Source organism: Castellaniella sp. UC4447_H14 (genome assembly GCF_052978285.1).
The window spans coordinates 1,017,667-1,034,239 of sequence record NZ_CM129666.1 but is presented as its reverse complement, the minus strand read 5'-3'; the positions used below and the strand labels follow the sequence as shown (position 1 = coordinate 1,034,239).

Below are 16,573 nucleotides of genomic sequence, written 5' to 3'. Positions count from 1 at the left end.
GGGGGGCTCAGTCCGTCGGGACTACGGTTTCAGGGCGCACATCGTCCAGCGCATCCGTGAAGATGGCCTGGCAGCCCCAGCTGAAAAGCGCGCGCGCGCGGGCGGGGTCGTTCACCGTCCAGACGGCCAGCGTGGCGCCCCGGCCCAGGATGTCATCCACCACGGCGCGGTCGGCATGCTCGGTGTCGATATTCACCCCGGAGCAGCCCAGGCCGAGCATGCGCTCATGCCAATCGGCGGGCACAGGACCTTCGATGAGCAGGGCGCGCGGCAGCTCGGGCACGGCACCGCGCGCAGCTTCCAGCGACGCTTCCGAAAAGGACGACAGCAGCGGCACCACCGTGGCGCCGTGCCAGAGCTGCGCCACGGCCCGGGCTACCGCCTGGCCGGTCTCGGTGTCAAAGCCCGTTGTCGGCTTGATTTCAATATTGCAGTGCAGGCCCAGCGCGCGCGTACAGCGGGCGATCGCATGCAGCGTCGGCGCGGGTTCTCCGGCGAAGGCCGCTCCGTGCGAGCCGCCGAAGTCCAGTTTCGACAGAGCGTTCCAGCTGAGCTCCGAGGCCAGTCCCTCGCCATTCGACGTCCGGTCCACCGTGTCGTCATGCATCAGGAACAGCATCCCGTCCTGGCTGAGCTTGACGTCGAACTCCACCATGCGGAAACCCTTCCGTGCGCCCACGCGCATGGCGGCCAGGGTGTTTTCGGGGGCGAGGGCTCCGCCGCCTCGGTGGGCGATGAAGGCCGGCCAGGGCCAGGCGGCGTGTCGTGCGGGCATGTGAGTCGTCCGGGCCAGTGGCCCGGATCCGTTGGAGAACAGCCTGCATTTTAGTGTGTCCCGCGCCTGGCGGCGGTTTGCATGAGGTCGTCGCCACAGTGTTAAACTGCGTTCCATTTCACGCTACTAAAATTTTCAGCCGGCTTGGGCGAAGTATTGTCCTTTTCGCTGGCGGTCGCGGCTTGCGGTTGCGATCCTTCGGCAGGTGACCCGCTTATGTTCGATTTCATCCGCACGCATCAGCGTCTGATGCAGTTGCTGCTTCTGATTCTGGTGGTGCCGTCTTTCGTGTTCCTGGGCATCAGCGGCTATTCTTTCGTCACTTCGGATCCCGAAGTGGCCCAGGTCGGGCGTCTGTCCGTGACCAAGGAAGAATTCACGCAGGCGCAGCGCAATCAGCTTCAGCAGATGCAGGAAAGCAGCCAGGGGCGGTTCGATCCCGCGCTGCTCGACAATCCCCAGGCCCGCCAGGCGTTGCTGGATCAGCTCATCGATCGCAAGGTGCAGATGGCAGTCGCCACGCGCGAACACTTCAGCGTGTCGGACAGCACGCTGCGGCGCGCCATTTCCTCGATGCCACAGCTTCAGGTGGACGGCCAGTTCTCTCCGGACCGCTATCACGAGGTCCTGGCGCAGTACGGGATGAGCCCGCGTGATTTCGAGGCCGGGCAGCGATCCGAATTGGCGCTGTCCACGGTCCTGGGCCCGGTGGCCGGATCCGTCAGCCTGCCCGCGCCGGTGCTCGACTACTTGAAGCGCGCGTTGACCGAGGAGCGCACCGTCGCCCTTCGGGTCTTTCAGGCCGCGGATTATCGTTCGGGCGTGACGATCACCCCCGAGGACGTCAAGACCTGGTACGACGGCCATCAGAAGCAGTTGCGCCTGCCGGATGAAGTCTCGGCCGACTACCTGGTGCTGGACGAGGCCGCCGCAATGGCCAGCGTGCCGGCCATTTCCGAGTCGCAACTGAAGGACTACTACGAACAGAACAAGTCGCGCTATGTGGTGCCGGCGCGTGTCAGCGTGAGCCACATTCTGATCAAGGTGCCGTCGGGAGCAACGGACGAGATCGCCAAGGCGGCGCTTGCGAAGGCCCAGGACATCGATCGCCGGGCCCGGGCCGAGCCCAGCCAGTTTGCGGAGCTTGCGCGCAAGGAATCCCAGGATGCCGGGACGGCCCGCGAGGGCGGCAAACTGGGCTCCATCCAGCGCGGCACGCTGCCGCTGGCCATGGAACAGGTCATCTTCGGCCTGAAGCAGGGCGAGATTTCCGAGCCCGTGAAGGGGCCCGATGGCTACCACATCTTCATGGCCACCGAGGTCCACCCCGAGAAGGGCGAGACGTTCGCGGAAGCGCGCGCCAAGGTCATGGACGAAGTCCACCGCCAGTTGGCCGCGGATCGGTTCGCCGACATGGCCACCAAGCTCACCAGCCTGGTCTACGACAATGCCAGCAGCCTGGACCCGGCGGCCAAGCAATTGGGCCTGCAGGTGCGCCACGCCAGCGGTATTGCCCGCGACCGCCTGCTGGCGGCTGACGAGACGGGACCGCAGGCGGCTTCGGCCAGCAAGGACGCGGCCCTCCTGGGTGATGTGCGGGTGCGCCAGGCCCTCTTCAGCGCCCAGGTGCTGAACGACAAGCAGAACTCGGGCGTGATCGAGATCTCGCCCGATACGATGGTGGTGGTGCGCGTCAATACGCTCACGCCCTCGCACGTCCCGACGCTGGAGCAGGTCGACGGCCATATCCGCACCGCGCTGCTCAATGAACGGTCGCTGGCCGCTGCTGTTGCCGCGGGCAAGGCAGCGCTCGACAGCGTGCAAAAGGAGCCGTCCACCGAAGGCTTCCAGCCCCCGGTGACGATCAGCCGCATGGATCCCGCCGGCCTGAGCAAGGCCGTTCTGGAAACCGCCTTCTCGGTGGTCGCCTTCAAGCTGCCCGCCTACGGCGGCGTGGCGCTGCCGGCGGCCTATGCGATCGTGCGCCTGGACCACGTGCAACCGGGCACGATGGACAAACCGGCTCTGGACGGGCTGGGGGCGCAACTGGCGCAGGTCTGGGGGGCTGCCGAACAGCAGGCCGTACTGGCCGATTTGCGCAGTCAGCTCAAGGTTCGCGTCACCGACGAGGGTCGCAAGCTGGTCAACGGCAGCTCTGGGAGCTGATCGGCCGACGCTCCGGTAAGCCCGAGCTGGCATGGCGCCGGCTGTCCGGTATATGTAGCAGTGACAGTGGACCTACGGAACGGCCTGCATGCCGTTCCGGTAAGGCCGCGCCGACAAAATAGCCCATTGGGTCTATTGTCAGCCGGCCTTACTTCTACTGATCTTCTGGACCTGGGGGACGTGGCGGATGTTGCGGATCACCTGGGCCAGGTGCTTGCGGCTGTCGACCTGAACGGTCACGTGCAATAGCGCGGTGGCCGCGCCTTCGTCCGGCATGGTGAGCTGCACGATATTGGAATCGGCCTCGGTGATTTCAGCGGCCAGCCGGCCGAGCACACCGCGCTCGTTGAGCACCGTCAGGTCCAGGCGCGTGGTCAGGTGGCGAGCGGTGGTCGTATCCCACACGACGGGAATCCAGCGCTCGGGTTCCTTTGCCCGCTGGCGTTGGGCGACCGGGCAGTCCGCCATATGGACCACCAGGCCGTGCCCCAGGCGGATTCCGCCGATGATGGCATCGCCCGGCAGCGGCCCGCAGCAGGGTGCCAGCTGTACTGCCTGGCCCTCGTTGCCGTGGATCACCACGGGCGCGCTGGTGGCCGAGTTGTATTCGTCCACCGCCATGGCGGTGGTCTCCAGCATGTCGTTTTCGGGCGAGAAGCGTCGCGCCACGATGGCGGCCAGGCGCTTGCCCAGACCGATGTCGGCCAGGATTTCGGTGCGCGACGCACCCGCCGAGCCTTTGGACATGCGCTCCCATTGCGTGTCGTCGTCGGCCGGATAGGCGATGCCCAACTGATCGAAGGCCTGATTCAGCAGCCTGCGCCCGAAGGCGACCGATTCCTCGTAGCGTTCGGTGCGCAGGTAGTGGCGGATCTCCGATCGCGCGCGCCCGGTCCGCACATAATTCAGCCACTGGGCGCTGGGGCGCGAGGCGGTCGAGGTGATGATTTCCACCGCGTCGCCGCTGTGCAGCTCGGCCCGCAGCGGCGAGAAGTCCCCGTTGATCTTGCTTGCCACGGCATGATTGCCCACGTCCGTATGGATGGCGTAGGCGAAGTCCACAGGCGTGGCGCCGCGCGGCAGCGAGAGGATCTTGCCCTGGGGCGTGAACACGTAGACCGCGTCGGGGAACAGATCGACCTTCACATGTTCCAGGAATTCTCCCGAATCACCCGTCTGACTCTGGATGTCGAGCAGCGACTGAAGCCACTGGTGGGTGCGCTTCTGCAGATCGTTCAGCGAGGTGTCGACTTCCTTGTACAGCCAGTGCGAGGCCACGCCTTCTTCGGCCATGTGGTCCATGTCGCGTGTGCGGAACTGGAATTCCACCGGCGTGCCGTAGGGGCCGATCAGCGTCGTGTGCAGCGACTGATAGCCGTTGATCTTCGGGATCGCAATGTAGTCCTTGAATTTTCCCGGAACCGGTCGGTAGAGCTGGTGCAAGGTTCCCATGGCCAGATAGCATTCCGGCAGCGTGTGGACGACGACCCGGAAGCCATAGATGTCGAGCACGTCCGAGAATGACTTTTTCTGCTCGACCATCTTCTTGTAGATGCTGAAGAGCGATTTCTCGCGCCCGGAGACCTCTGCGTCAATACCGGCTGCCGGCAGTGCCGCGCGTACGGCCTCGGCGATGCGGGAGATGACCTCGCGCCGGTTGCCGCGCGCGGCCATCATCGCCTTGTAGAGCACCGCATAGCGATTGGGAAAGATCGCCTTGAAGCAGCGATCCTGCAGTTCGCGGAACAGCGCGTTCAGGCCCAGCCGGTGCGCGATGGGGGTATAGATGTCCAGCGTCTCGCGCGCCACGCGCCCGCGCTTTTCAGGGCTGACGGCTTCCAGCGTGCGCATGTTGTGCAGGCGGTCGGCCAGCTTGATGAGGATGACGCGCACGTCGCGAGCCATGGCCAGCAGCATCTTCCGAAAGGATTCCGCCTGCTGCTCGGCCTTGGTGGCATATTCCAGCCGTTCCAGCTTGGTCAGCCCGTCGACGATGTCGGCGACCTCGCCACCGAATTTCTCGGCGAGGTCCTGCTTCGGAACGTGCTGGTCCTCGATGACGTCGTGCAGCAGCGCCGCCATGAGCGAGTCGGCATCGAGCTGCCAGCCGGCGCAGATTTCGGCGACCGCGATGGGGTGGGAGATGTAGGGTTCGCCGCTTTCGCGAAACTGCCCCAGGTGGGCATTGTCCGCGAAGCGATAGGCCTCCCGTACGCGCGCGACGTCTTGCGGCGACAGGTAGTCTGAGATGATCTTGTTCAGCTCCGCCAGCGAGGCGATGGGGCTGGGTGGCGCTTCAATGGGGGCGGCTGGCGCCGGACGCGACCTTCGCCGGCGCAGCCGGGGGCCCTTGCGCAGGACGGCCAGCAGTCCGGAAGAAGCACCGCGAAGACCAGGAAACGCCATGGCCCCCCCGGTTCAGGTCGGGACCTTGCGCAGCATTTCCACGCCGACCTGGCCTTGCGCGATCTCGCGCAGCGCAGTCACCGTGGGCTTGTTGTGGGTCTGGATGCGGGCCTCGTGGCCCTGGGCCAGCTCGCGCGCGCGATACGTGGCCACCAAGGTCAGGTCGAATCGGTTGGGGACTCGCTCGAGGCAGTCTTCTACAGTAATGCGTGCCATGTGATCACCTGGTCAGGAAACGGTTGAAATAGGCTTCCGGATGCCAAGCTGCATGAACAGGTCGGCATGCCGGATCGATTGGGCGGTATAGCGTAGACGAGCGGCCGCGATGATATGCTGAAGCTGTGCGAGCGCGGCGCTAAATTCTTGATTAATAATAACATATTCGCAATCTGACGCATGGGCCATTTCGCCGCCCGCGGCCAGCAGCCGGCGCGCGATCACCTGGGGCGAATCCTGCCCGCGCTTTTGCAGGCGCCGCTCCAGCGCCTCGATCGACGGCGGCAGAATGAAGATGCCGATGGCCTGCGGATAGTGCTGCCGAACCTGGCGGGCGCCCTGCCAGTCTATTTCCAGGATGATGTCCTGGCCACCCGAAACCGCCTGTGCCACCCGGTCGCGCGGTGTGCCGTAAAAGTTGCCATGCACCTCCGCCCATTCCAGCATGTCGCCGCGCTCACGCAACGCCTGGAAGGCGTCCACAGTCAGGAAACGGTAGTTGACCTCGTCATGCTCGCCCGGGCGCGGCGGGCGCGTCGTGCATGAAATCGACAGCATGAGGCTGGGATCCCGTTCCAGCAAGGCATTCACCAGGCTGGATTTCCCGGCCCCGCTGGGTGCTACCACCATGAAAATATTGCCGACGTGCGGCACCGCATCCGTAGCCATCAGGAGTGAGCCTCCGGCTGGGGTGTCTGGCCAAACGCCGCCAGCGTGTCGACGTAGGCTTGTTCGCCGGTGCATAGAAACACGAGCGCATCCCCCGGATTCAGGTTGAAGAGCACCTCTTGAATGTGCTGGCTGGCGTCGTCGCCGTTGTGAATGGCCGCGACGTGCACTTCGCCTTCCCCCTGGAACTGTTCGGCGGGGACCAGGTCGGCGACCTGCTGCACGTCGGCATCGCGTTGGGCGACGTAAACCCGGAAGGGCAGGTTCTCGAGCGCGATGTCGAGCACCATGCCACGATCGAGCAGGGCAATGAGGCGGCTATCCAGGGGCATGGCAGAGGCAGGTTTGTTCAATGCAACATTATAGACAAGCGCCCCGGGGTCTTTCATCCCGGCAGCGCGTCCGGCGCAACGGGCGTCGGCGGAATCGCATCCGTGGGCGCGCCGAACTCGGCCACCACCGGCGCGTGATCCGATGGCTTCTCCCAACCGCGCGGAACCTTGTCGATGGAGCAGGCCTTGCACTGGTCTGCCAGGCTGGCCGATGCCAGGATGTGGTCGATGCGCAGGCCCGCATTGCGCCGGAAGCCCAACAGGCGGTAGTCCCACCAGCTGAAGGATTTCGGCGCCTGATCGAACAGGCGGAAGGTGTCCTGCAGCCCCAGGTGCAGCAGCGCGTGAAACGCATCCCGCTCGGGCTCCGACACCAGCACGGAGCCCACCCAGGCCGCCGGGTCGTGCACGTCCGCATCCGTCGGCGCGACGTTGTAATCGCCCAGGATCACCAGATCCGGGTGTTGTGTCAGTTCCGTCTGCAGCCAGCCATGCAGCGCCTTGAACCAGTCCAGCTTGTAGGCGTATTTGTCGCTGCCCACCGACTGGCCATTCGGGCAGTACGCGCTGATCACCCGCAGTGGCGCGCCGTCCGGCCCCGGCAGCGTCGCCGCGATGATCCGCTGGTGCGGGTCTTCGTATCCGGGAATGTTGCGCTGCACCGCTTCCAGCGGCGAACGGCTCAGGATCGCCACGCCGTTGTAGGTCTTTTGCCCCGCCCAGCAGGCGTGGTAGCCGATCTCCGCCAGCGCATCACGGGGGAATCGCTCGTCCGGCAGCTTGAGTTCCTGCAGGCAGAGCACGTCGACGGGGTTAGCTTCGAGCCAGGTGATGACGTGCCCTAGGCGGACGTTGAGGGAGTTGACGTTCCAGGTGGCGAGTTTCATACAGTTGATATTTCTGTTATTAATCAGATGGTTATCACACTGCCAGAAGCCGCATTATCGGTCTAGCTACCCACCTAGCTACCCAATTTAGGCCTGGTGGGCGTTGTTCTTCTGTGTTGCGTGAATACGACTATGGTATCAGCACGGCGCCTTGTTGCGCTCGATCATGGCGTGGAGGCTGGAGGCGGTGATTCCGCTGGAGCGCTTGCCAATCTTGACCAGTTCCAGCTCGCCGTCGTGGACCAGCCGGTAAATAGTGGAGCGTGAGACCCCCAGTTTTGCTTCTGCCACATTGATGCGATAGAGCAGGGCACGTGTTGCTGGGCGGTGAGGAGGATGGGTGATGAAGGTGCTTGCTACTGTCATAAGTCGATCCTTTCGGGATGGCTGGTGAAAATAGGAGTTCGAAGATGTGAGTACGGGCACTTTGGGAGATGCCCGGATGGACACCTTCCAAAGCGGGCTCGCCGGAGCCCTGGGAGCCGACCCGCCAAGATGCCGCGATGGAGGTCGGATGCTTTGATCGTCCCCGGCAGAGTCAGACGCTGGCCCGCTGGCAGCGGTTCGTCTGGGTGCAGAGAACTGCGGTCTTTCCCGCTGTCGTCATGGGATTACGTCGCCATCCCTGATGGTGGGCATTCGGGTGAATGCACCGGGCGCTTCCGCTAGGGGAGTCCCCACTGCACGGAGCCATCCATGCCCCACGCGAGGAGCTGACCGCCGTTGGTGGATTTCATCGGTTTTGCTTCAACCCCGATGCCTTACAGGTTGCTGCGCAGTCGCGTGCCGCGTGATCGGGCAGGGCGCAGTATTCATCGCTTGTTGCTTGTTAAAGAGCGGGGCTGCGTGAAGCAGATGGCCCTATTGTTATCAACAGCATAATGCTTGTCAATAGACAATCGGCTGGTTGATTTTCTAAGTGATTCAAGGTTTTACTAAGGGGTGATTGAGCTTAGCGGATACCTGCGCGGCCTTGGGATACGTTGCCAGGGCAAATTGTTTGTGCCTGTGACTATTCCGTACTGGGCGTATGGTCATAAAATCATCGGTCCCCTTAGGGGGCCTGAAAAAATTTTGGTTCAGATCGGTTCAACCTGTTTCACAGGCTGCCGGTCGAGTTTTGACCTGCCGTTACAACTCAGCCGATTACTGATGAACTTTCGCGCTGCAAAGAAGATCAAAAAACCTACGGTCCGTTACATGAAAATAACGGATTTATCTAATAGAATCCCTGTTATTAACATGGTTATGAAAGCAAATGCCAGATTTTCAACCTGTCCGCGAAGCCTGTGCCGTAATGGGTGGGATGACTAAACTTGCTAACAAGCTGGGGGTACCCGTGCCCGTGGTCAGCGGATGGGCATCAGGTAGTCGTCCAGTGCCGATTATCCGCTGCGTGGAAATCGAGGAGCTGACAGGTGGTGCAGTCACCCGGAAGCAGCTGCGTCCGGATGACTGGTGGCAGATTTGGCCGGAGCTGCGGGGAGAGGGTTAATTTGCCGAGAATTTCATGTGGATATCGGTGGCAGCAAGGCTTTGGTTCCTATTTTCACGCTGATTTCGGCCACGACGGCGCGCTGCAGGAGATACTTGGTGGTACGGCATGGGGCGATCTCCCCTGCCACTATCAAGCCATCCTGTACCGGTTTCTTCAGCGAAGCCCCGAACCTCCGGAGTTGCGCCACACGTGAGTCGATATGATGAGGAAGATGGTGGGCCGTGTAGCCGCCGGTACCAGCCTGGCTATCATTGCGCGGCTTGACCTTCTCCCTGGGTACAGGTTTATCATCAGAGCGAGGTCGAAGTCGTTTGACCAAGGTCTATAAGCAAGCTTTCAAACCGAAACGTCCAAGATGGTATCAATCCGTCACCTGAAACGTACTCTTATCACCGTTGTGGCTGCGCTCAGCTTGCTGCTGATGCAGGTGGTCGCCGCGGCTGGGACGTGTTCAGATACGATGAGGACTGCAAAGTCCGCATCGGCCACCATGGAGATGGGGTCATGCAGTACCGGCATGCAATCGAACTGTGGGCATTTGGACGCGGTACAAGCGGCTCAATGCGCTCCACAGGCCTACGCAAGTAACGAAGTTGCACCAGAGCTTCGAATGCCGAAGCTCCTGACCCCCGCACCCAATTTCTGGGTCTCAACCTTCTTTCATGTACCGGACGGTGCGTCCCAACAACCGCGTCCCCGTCCCTCGCCGGGCCTGACCCGGATAACTTCTCCCTCCCTATCGATCCGCAATTGCTGCTATCGAATTTGATTCGTAGCCACAGGCTTGCCGATTCTCGGTGAGAACTGCAATTGCGTCATAGCCAAACGCCAGTGCGCTGGGCAGACGCTGCGATCAACCCACAGGCCACACCTCACAATCGGGCACAAACTCCGCGAATCGTATCCGAGTTTGTGGTCAGTGCCGCGCCTGATTTTATATAGAGAATTCGCCGTGAAGTCATTTGTAATAGAAGGGATATCCCGTCCGGGGGCAGCCTCGCGCCTTTTCAGGCAAGTAATGCGTCATCGATTCTGGATCGGTCTGGCGACAGGTGCCGCCATCGTATGGGTTTTTTCCGGGAGCCTAAGTGGCCTCGCCGAAACAGAAACTGGAGTTGTGCTGCTTTCCATACTCCCTTGCGCCCTCATGGTGGGTGTCTGTATGAAGATGATGCATCATGGCGATGGAGATAGCTGCAATAACGCGAACGAGTTAGCGCGACAGTCTTCCCCAACTGCGTTGCCGGTGCCCGTGAATGGCGCCTCCACGGTGCAGGTATCGACGCCGCCGACGGGCATCCAGGGATGATGACCGCCATGAAGAGATTTGGACGCACCAGCCGCCGGGATTTTCTTGGTGCCACTGGTTTTGCCACTGTGTCGCTGCTGGCGGGGTTGCCACTTGCACCCGCCTGGGCCCAAAGCCCGCAGCGCACATTTGAACCCGACCTGGCTCTGGAGCTGACGGCGCGCCCTCGTAGGGTGGCGCTGCGCCCGGGATCAACCACTGCCGTCTGGTCTTACGAGGCCAGGGTGCTCAAAGGCGATGCCAACAGCGTGCTCGCGCACCCCAACAGCACTCTGGGGCCGACACTGTATGTTCGCAAGGGCCAAAAACTGCGCATCGACTTCATCAACGAGACCGATCAGCCGAGCATCATCAACTGGCATGGTCTGCATGTGCCAGCCGACATGATGGGGCTGCCACGCTACGAGGTCGCCTCTGGCCAACGCTACCGCTATGAGTTCCAGGTCAGCGACCGTGCGGGCACCTACTGGTACCACGCCATGGCGGCAGGCCACACGCCGGAGCAGGTTTACTTTGGCCTTGCCGGCCTGCTGGTCGTCAGCGATGAAGAAGAGGCGGCTTTGTCGCTGCCCCGAGGTGAATACGACTTGCCTCTCGTCATCCAGGACCGTGCCTGGGGGCAAGACAACCAGTTGCACTATCTGACCGGCACAGGGCCCGAGGCGTGGCACCAGCCTCAGACGGATAGCGGTTCCTCTGGCCAAGGCGGCATGATGGGGGGGCGGGGCATGATGAGCAGCATGATGTCGGGGGGCATGGGCCGCATGATGACCCGCATGATGGGGTTCTTTGGCGACTCGATCTTTGTGAACGGCCGTCCGGCACAGACGCTGGAGGTCGCCACGCATGCCTATCGTCTACGAATCGTGAACGCCTCCAATGCCCGCACCTACAAACTTGCCTGGCAGGATGGCCGGCCGCTCACGGTCATCGCCACTGACGGTGGACTGCTGCGTGAGCCTGTCCGCAAAAATTACGTCATGCTCACGCCTGGGCAGCGCATCGGACTCTGGGCGGATTTCAGCCAAGACGTTGCGGGCAGCGATCTTACCCTCATGAGCCAGGCTTTCAGCAGCATGATGAACATGGGCGGCATACCTGGCGGAAACGGCATGATGGGCGGCGGCAGCATGATGGGCGGATCTTCGCTTCCTGACGGTGCGCAGCTCCCCATCCTCACCGTCCACGTCACGCGCAAGGTCGCCAACACGCTTGAGCTTCCTAAACAATTGTCGAGCCTCGAGCGCCTGCGCATTCAAGACGCGATCAACCGTCACAGTCCCCGGACCTTTCGCATCACCATGAGTCATATGCAATGGGGGTTCAATGGCCGCAGCTTCAAGATGAATGCGGTGGCACCTGATGAGATCGTGCGGCTTGGCACCACCGAGGTCTGGGAATTTGCCAACAGCCCGATGATGGCGCACGCCATCCACTTGCATGGCCTGCAATTTCAGGTTCTGGAGCGCATCGGTAGTCCCGAGCATGCGGGCGTTGTCGGCGGCTGCGTGGATGAAGGCTGGCTGGATACGGTGCTCGTCATGCCCGGGGAGCGGGTGAGAGTGATCATGCGGTTCGCTGATTTCACGGGCCTTTACGCTTATCAATGCCACATGCTGGAGCATGCTAGCACAGGCCTCATGCGCGACTACGAGGTAAAGGCCTCGCGCCCGTCCACGTGAAGCCGCCGATATGAACTCACTGTTGCTTGTGCAGGCCTTGCTCGCGGCCGGCGCCGGGCTGCTGCTCAACCTCACGCCGTGCGTCCTGCCTGCCGTACCGCTCAAGGTGCGTGCGGTCCTGCGTGAAGCGGGCGAACGCCCGGCCGTTCGCTGGGTTTCCGCAGCGTTCTTTACTGCAGGATCGGTTCTCTTCTTTGGTGTTCTCGGTATTGCTACGGCCGTGCTGCAATGGCGCTGGGGAGTGCTCTTTCAATCGCGACCGTTGCTGATTGCACTGAGCATCCTTCTCATGGCCTTGGCTGTCGTGAATTTCACGGGCCGCAGCCTGCCTCTGCCCAATGCTTTGGTAACACTGCGTGGAGGGCGCCTGCTCGAACCCTTCTTTTCGGGACTGGTCAGCGCGCTGCTCTCCACTCCCTGTACTGGGCCGCTTCTGGGGGGCGTGCTGGTCTTTGCGCTGACGCAGCCATTCGCCAATATCATCGTCATTTTTGTCGCGATCGGATTGGGGTTGGCCGCACCCTATGTGATCCTTATCCTGTGCCCGGATTTGCTCAAGCGCTTGCCCCGCGCCGGAGCCTGGACGGCGGTCATTCAGCAGAGCTTTGGTTGGTTGCTCCTTGCTGCCGCTCTTTTTTATGCGCAAAGCATCCTGCCTACCGCGTGGGGCGCGCCGCTGTGGGTAGCCCTGCTCGTCGCTATGCTCGGTTGGGTAGCTGTCACGGCCTGGAGGGCGACAGAACGTAGCGCCCGCGCGGCGGCGCTTTTCGTAGGTGCCACGGCTGCGGCACTGGGCTACGTCGGTTCGGGACTTGGACAGTCAGCGGAAACGGTCATTGCCTGGCAGCCGCTGCGCGCCGCTGATGTGTCGGTGCTCCCCACGCTGGGCCGCCCTGTCTTGATGGAATTTACCGCTCAATGGTGCATCAACTGCAAGGTCCTCGAAAAAACCACCTACGAGGACCGCAGTGTCGTTGCCGCCTTGAAACGCACCGGGACCATCCCTCTACAGGTGGATCTCACCCACCCTGACCCAACTCTCGAACACCTGCTCGCCCTACATGGAGGAGTGGGGCTGCCCTTTGCCGTCGTGCTCGATCGCAAAGGGCGCGAAGTGCAAACGCTCTCGGGCCTTTTCACCAGCGCGAGCCTTGTGCAAGCACTGAACAAAACTGCATTACAGGAGTACTCACGATGAATCGCCGCTCTCGATATAGCCTGAGCATACTTGCCATTATCATCATCGTCGCTGGCGCTGCCACCATTATGTCGGACAGGATTCTTACACCGGTTAATCCGCCTGCTGGCGGCACTGCGTCATACACGGAATTTGCCAATTCTGCCAACCACGTCCAGGCATCGCTCGCCAAGATGGGACAAGACGGCGTCATCACTTTGCATGTCGGCCGCGAGTGGCACGTCAACGCCAACCCGGCCTCTCTGGATAATCTGATCCCATCCACCGTTCTCGTTGAACACAATGGCCAAGAACGTGCGGTGCAGGCCGATTACCCAACCGGCAAGCGTAGTGGTATCAAGATCGGCGCCACCGACATTCTGGTCTACGAGGACGGCACCCGCATCTCGGTGCACACACTCAGAATCGAAGCGGGCGACCGCCTGCTCGTGCGGGTCCAGGCCTGCAATGATCAAGGTATCTGCCTCGCGCCCGCGACAATCCCTGTTGTTGACGAACAAGCCTGACTACGGGGCTCACCTCACAACGCACGATTTTCAGATATTTTTTGGACGATTTCTCAACAGGAGGTTTTCACCATGCATAGCGTAAAAAAACTGGTATTGGGCTTGGCGCTCGGTTTGCCGCTCTCGGTCTTCGCGGCAGGCATTCCAGTCAAGATGTACAAGAATCCGAACTGCGGATGCTGCGACCGATGGGCCGCGTACATGGAAGCCAACGGGTTTACGGTGGAGACAATCAACACATCGGACCTCGCCTCCATCAAGGCGAAATACCACATTCCCACGAACCTCGCGGGCTGCCATACGGCGTTGATTGGCGACTACGTCGTGGAGGGTCTGGTACCTGCCGAGTATGTCAAAAGGATGCTGGGGGATCACCTTCCCGTCAAAGGCCTGTCCATACCCGGGATGCCTGTGGGTGCTCCCGGCATGTCGGGAGCCGCCGCCGGACCGCTCAACGTCTATGTTCTGGACGCTGGCCCTGCACCCAAGGTCTTCGCCACCTTTTGAAATCGGTGGGCAATGGGCGCAAACAAGTTATCGTGCAGATTGCACACAATCAGTGGAGTTACCATGAACGCAAAAAAATATGCAGCTATCGCGTCGCTCGGCTTCGCAATCGCGTTGGGCGCGACGCCGTTGCCCTCCGTCGCTGCGGATGCCTCAGCCAACGGAGTGGCCGAAGTCTTTAACCATGCAATTACGAACATCCCCGAGAAGTCTCTGATTGCGGTCGAGGTGAACTATAAGCCCGGCGAAAAGTCACCGTCCCACTGGCATGCCAAGTCAGCTTTCATCATGGCCTATGTGGTATCGGGTTCGATTCGTAGCCAGGTTGAAGGCGAACCGGTGCATGTCTATAAAGCGGGGCAGACTTGGTATGAGAATCCAGGCGCGCATCATGTCGTGAGCGAGAACGCCAGCCAGACCGAACCCGCCAAGCTGCTGGCCGTTTTCGTGGTCGACACAAAACACGGTCCTCTGACCACATTCGACAAATGAGCTTGGTGCCGTCCGGCGGCAGCCGTCCATCGTGGATTGTTTCTGAGCTGGCTTGACATTGTCCTGGGGTTAAGCTTCGGGGTGTGATCGCCACCTATACATCCAAGAGAATGCGCCGCACAACGCTCCCCTGCTTATTCTGGTGTTGTTGACGGCGCTGCTGTTCTGTAAGTGTCCCGCGAACGTATCTTGAAGGCGGGCGTCGATCGGACGATAGTCCCCACTTGTTTTGAACTGAACCCCAAACATGGTGCAGCACTGGCGCCGCGAGGTCCGATGCGGCGGGCTGCCGCTGCCGGTCGCACGCGCGTTTACTCCCTCCCGTCGTCGCGGCTTCGCTGGCCGCGAGCCGCATACGCACGAGCGCACCCGCGCGCCCGTCACGCATAGCCACCCGCACTATCTCGATATCCATCACCAGCATCGGCATCCGTAACGGAGGAGGCCGCCGGGCAGCGGAAGCTGTCTTTAAAAAAGTTCAGTGACTCCCCTGTGACGGGGAGGCAGAACTTTACAGGTTTTATGCTTGCGCGTACTACGTCCTTGCGGAATCCGCTTCCATTCTGGATGTGCTACGCCGAGCCGCAAGGTAGCGACCTGCGCCGACAACAAGCAGTGCACCTGCGACTTCCACCGCGAGCTTCACTGCTGTGGTGGGTTCGCCCAGGTATCCAACGATAAAGACGTCAGTCAACAGCATGCCGCCCGCAATCCAGCCAAGCAGCCCGGCGCCGAAGGTCACGACCAGTGGATAGCGGTCGATGAGTTTGAGCACCAGAGTACTGCCCCAGACGATGATAGGGACGCTCGCGAGAAGTCCGAAGACGATCAGCCCAATCTGGTGGTCGGCACGCGCACTCTGCGCAGCGCCAGCGATTGCAATGACGTTGTCCAAACTCATCACCACATCCGCCACGAGGATGGTCTTCACGGCAGCCAGAATCGACGCTCCGCCTGCAACCTTGTCGTGTGCTCCTGGGTCCGGGAGCAGCAATTTCACGCCGATCCACAGCAGCAGCAGCGCGCCTGCAATCTTTAGAAATGGGATAGTCAGCAGTGTCAGTGCAAAGGCAATGAGCACGACACGCAGTCCGATGGCGCCGACTGTGCCCCATAGGATTCCCTGCAGGCGTTGTCGGGGCTGTAGGTTGCGGCAGGCTAATGCGATGACAACCGCGTTGTCGCCACCTAGCAGAATGTCAATCAGGATGATCTGGAAGACGGCGGCCCAACTGAGCGTTTGAAATAATTCGAGCATTCGTTTCTCCGGATGCAGGTGTGGTCGGAAAACCCTGTCTTGGTCCGGGGCTGTCGCTTCGTACCGTGCAGCTCGATTCCAGTGCGTGCTTTGGCATGAAAACAAAAGGCCTGAACCATTTAAGGGTCAGGCCAGTCGAAGAGAGTAGACGTGCCTTGCCCTGACAGGCAAGGTCTGGCTTGCAGCGTATCGCTGCCCGGGCGCCGGATCTCTGCCAGAGACATGAGACCGTATTGACGACGCCGCGGAAGTAAGCTACTCCCCTTGTTGCTGCGCAATTATAAATGAGTTAGTCAAAAATATCGTGCCAGAATGACTTGTGTTTGCGTCGGTTGTCGTATCCGCGCGAATCGTCGTGGTGCTGCCGTGGATGTGTTTGCGATGCCGTCGTGCGTGTCTGGGCGGCAGCTTCTTCGGTACTGCGTTCGATCAGCTTGTCGAGCTCACCGCGATCCAGCCAGACACCACGGCATTTTGGGCAGTAGTCGATTTCGATGTTCTGGCGCGAGGACATGGTGAGATCCGTGTCCTGACATACTGGGCATTTCATGGGCCAATCTCCGTGTGGAATGAATGAACTATGACAGCAGGGCAAACTCTTGGTTCCATTCTATTTTCGCAGAATGCCCAGCTCCGATTCTTCACGCCTAGTCCTGTGTGAAGTCAAGATGC

16 protein-coding genes are annotated in these 16,573 nt (G+C 61.3%); 7 read left to right on the top strand and 9 right to left on the bottom strand.

The window, feature by feature from the left end; genetic code table 11:
• Positions 1–7: 7 nt before the first annotated feature.
• A complete protein-coding gene (gene ugpQ, locus ACVCMJ_RS05070) occupies positions 8–775 on the bottom strand; it encodes a glycerophosphodiester phosphodiesterase (RefSeq protein ID WP_447080354.1) in 768 nt (255 codons plus the stop codon).
• Between the two features lie 216 nt (positions 776–991).
• Between ugpQ and ACVCMJ_RS05065 the strand changes: the two genes are divergently transcribed.
• Positions 992–2,941: a SurA N-terminal domain-containing protein gene (locus ACVCMJ_RS05065; protein ID WP_447080353.1), complete on the top strand. Its 1,950-nt coding sequence runs from the start codon at positions 992–994 to the stop codon at positions 2,939–2,941.
• 138 nt (positions 2,942–3,079) lie between these two features.
• On the opposite strand, the gene ACVCMJ_RS05060 is transcribed toward ACVCMJ_RS05065, so the two are convergent.
• The 6 genes from ACVCMJ_RS05060 to ACVCMJ_RS05035 all read right to left on the bottom strand — a co-directional run bounded on the left by ACVCMJ_RS05060 (position 3,080) and on the right by ACVCMJ_RS05035 (position 7,817).
• Positions 3,080–5,347, bottom strand: coding sequence for a RelA/SpoT family protein (locus ACVCMJ_RS05060; RefSeq protein WP_447080352.1), 2,268 nt, complete (start codon positions 5,345–5,347; stop codon positions 3,080–3,082).
• A 12-nt stretch (positions 5,348–5,359) separates the two neighbouring features.
• A complete protein-coding gene (gene rpoZ, locus ACVCMJ_RS05055; RefSeq protein ID WP_447080351.1) occupies positions 5,360–5,563 on the bottom strand; it encodes a DNA-directed RNA polymerase subunit omega in 204 nt (67 codons plus the stop codon).
• Positions 5,564–5,575: 12 nt separating this feature from the next.
• Entirely contained in the window at positions 5,576–6,232 is a 657-nt protein-coding gene (gene gmk, locus ACVCMJ_RS05050; protein WP_447080350.1) for a guanylate kinase, read from the bottom strand.
• Entirely contained in the window at positions 6,232–6,564 is a 333-nt protein-coding gene (locus tag ACVCMJ_RS05045; RefSeq protein ID WP_447080349.1) for a hypothetical protein, read from the bottom strand. Before ACVCMJ_RS05045 ends, gmk begins: the two co-directional genes overlap by 1 nt.
• 53 nt (positions 6,565–6,617) lie before the next feature.
• Positions 6,618–7,451 (bottom strand): exodeoxyribonuclease III, encoded by an 834-nt coding sequence (xth, locus tag ACVCMJ_RS05040; protein ID WP_447080348.1) that lies wholly within the window; start codon positions 7,449–7,451, stop codon positions 6,618–6,620.
• Between the two features lie 138 nt (positions 7,452–7,589).
• Positions 7,590–7,817, bottom strand: coding sequence for a helix-turn-helix transcriptional regulator (locus ACVCMJ_RS05035; RefSeq protein WP_447080347.1), 228 nt, complete (start codon positions 7,815–7,817; stop codon positions 7,590–7,592).
• An 892-nt stretch (positions 7,818–8,709) separates the two neighbouring features.
• Here ACVCMJ_RS05035 and ACVCMJ_RS05030 point away from each other — a divergent pair.
• The 6 genes from ACVCMJ_RS05030 (at position 8,710) to ACVCMJ_RS05005 (ending at position 14,643) form a co-directional block, all read left to right on the top strand.
• Positions 8,710–8,946 (top strand): YdaS family helix-turn-helix protein, encoded by a 237-nt coding sequence (locus ACVCMJ_RS05030; protein WP_447080346.1) that lies wholly within the window; start codon positions 8,710–8,712, stop codon positions 8,944–8,946.
• 1,320 nt (positions 8,947–10,266) lie between these two features.
• Positions 10,267–11,940 carry a multicopper oxidase family protein gene (locus ACVCMJ_RS05025; protein ID WP_447080345.1) on the top strand — a complete coding sequence of 558 codons (1,674 nt, stop codon included), beginning with the start codon at positions 10,267–10,269 and terminating at the stop codon, positions 11,938–11,940.
• 10 nt (positions 11,941–11,950) lie between these two features.
• Entirely contained in the window at positions 11,951–13,138 is a 1,188-nt protein-coding gene (locus tag ACVCMJ_RS05020) for a protein-disulfide reductase DsbD family protein (RefSeq protein WP_447080344.1), read from the top strand.
• The gene (locus tag ACVCMJ_RS05015; protein ID WP_447080343.1) at positions 13,135–13,644 is read left to right on the top strand and encodes a disulfide bond formation protein DsbD; all 510 of its coding nucleotides are present in this window, start codon (positions 13,135–13,137) and stop codon (positions 13,642–13,644) included. Before ACVCMJ_RS05020 ends, ACVCMJ_RS05015 begins: the two co-directional genes overlap by 4 nt.
• A 72-nt stretch (positions 13,645–13,716) precedes the next feature.
• Positions 13,717–14,151, top strand: a complete 435-nt coding sequence (locus tag ACVCMJ_RS05010; protein ID WP_447080342.1) for a DUF411 domain-containing protein — start codon at positions 13,717–13,719, stop codon at positions 14,149–14,151.
• Between the two features lie 63 nt (positions 14,152–14,214).
• Positions 14,215–14,643 (top strand): cupin domain-containing protein, encoded by a 429-nt coding sequence (locus tag ACVCMJ_RS05005; protein WP_447080341.1) that lies wholly within the window; start codon positions 14,215–14,217, stop codon positions 14,641–14,643.
• A 535-nt stretch (positions 14,644–15,178) separates the two neighbouring features.
• On the opposite strand, the gene ACVCMJ_RS05000 is transcribed toward ACVCMJ_RS05005, so the two are convergent.
• Both ACVCMJ_RS05000 and ACVCMJ_RS04995 read right to left on the bottom strand, forming a co-directional pair.
• On the bottom strand, positions 15,179–15,901 hold the full coding sequence (locus ACVCMJ_RS05000; RefSeq protein WP_447080340.1) for a TerC family protein: 723 nt from the start codon (positions 15,899–15,901) through the stop codon (positions 15,179–15,181).
• A gap of 289 nt (positions 15,902–16,190) precedes the next feature.
• Complete coding sequence (locus ACVCMJ_RS04995; RefSeq protein WP_447080339.1) at positions 16,191–16,451, bottom strand: TFIIB-type zinc ribbon-containing protein; 261 nt, start codon at positions 16,449–16,451, stop codon at positions 16,191–16,193.
• Positions 16,452–16,573 lie beyond the last annotated feature (122 nt).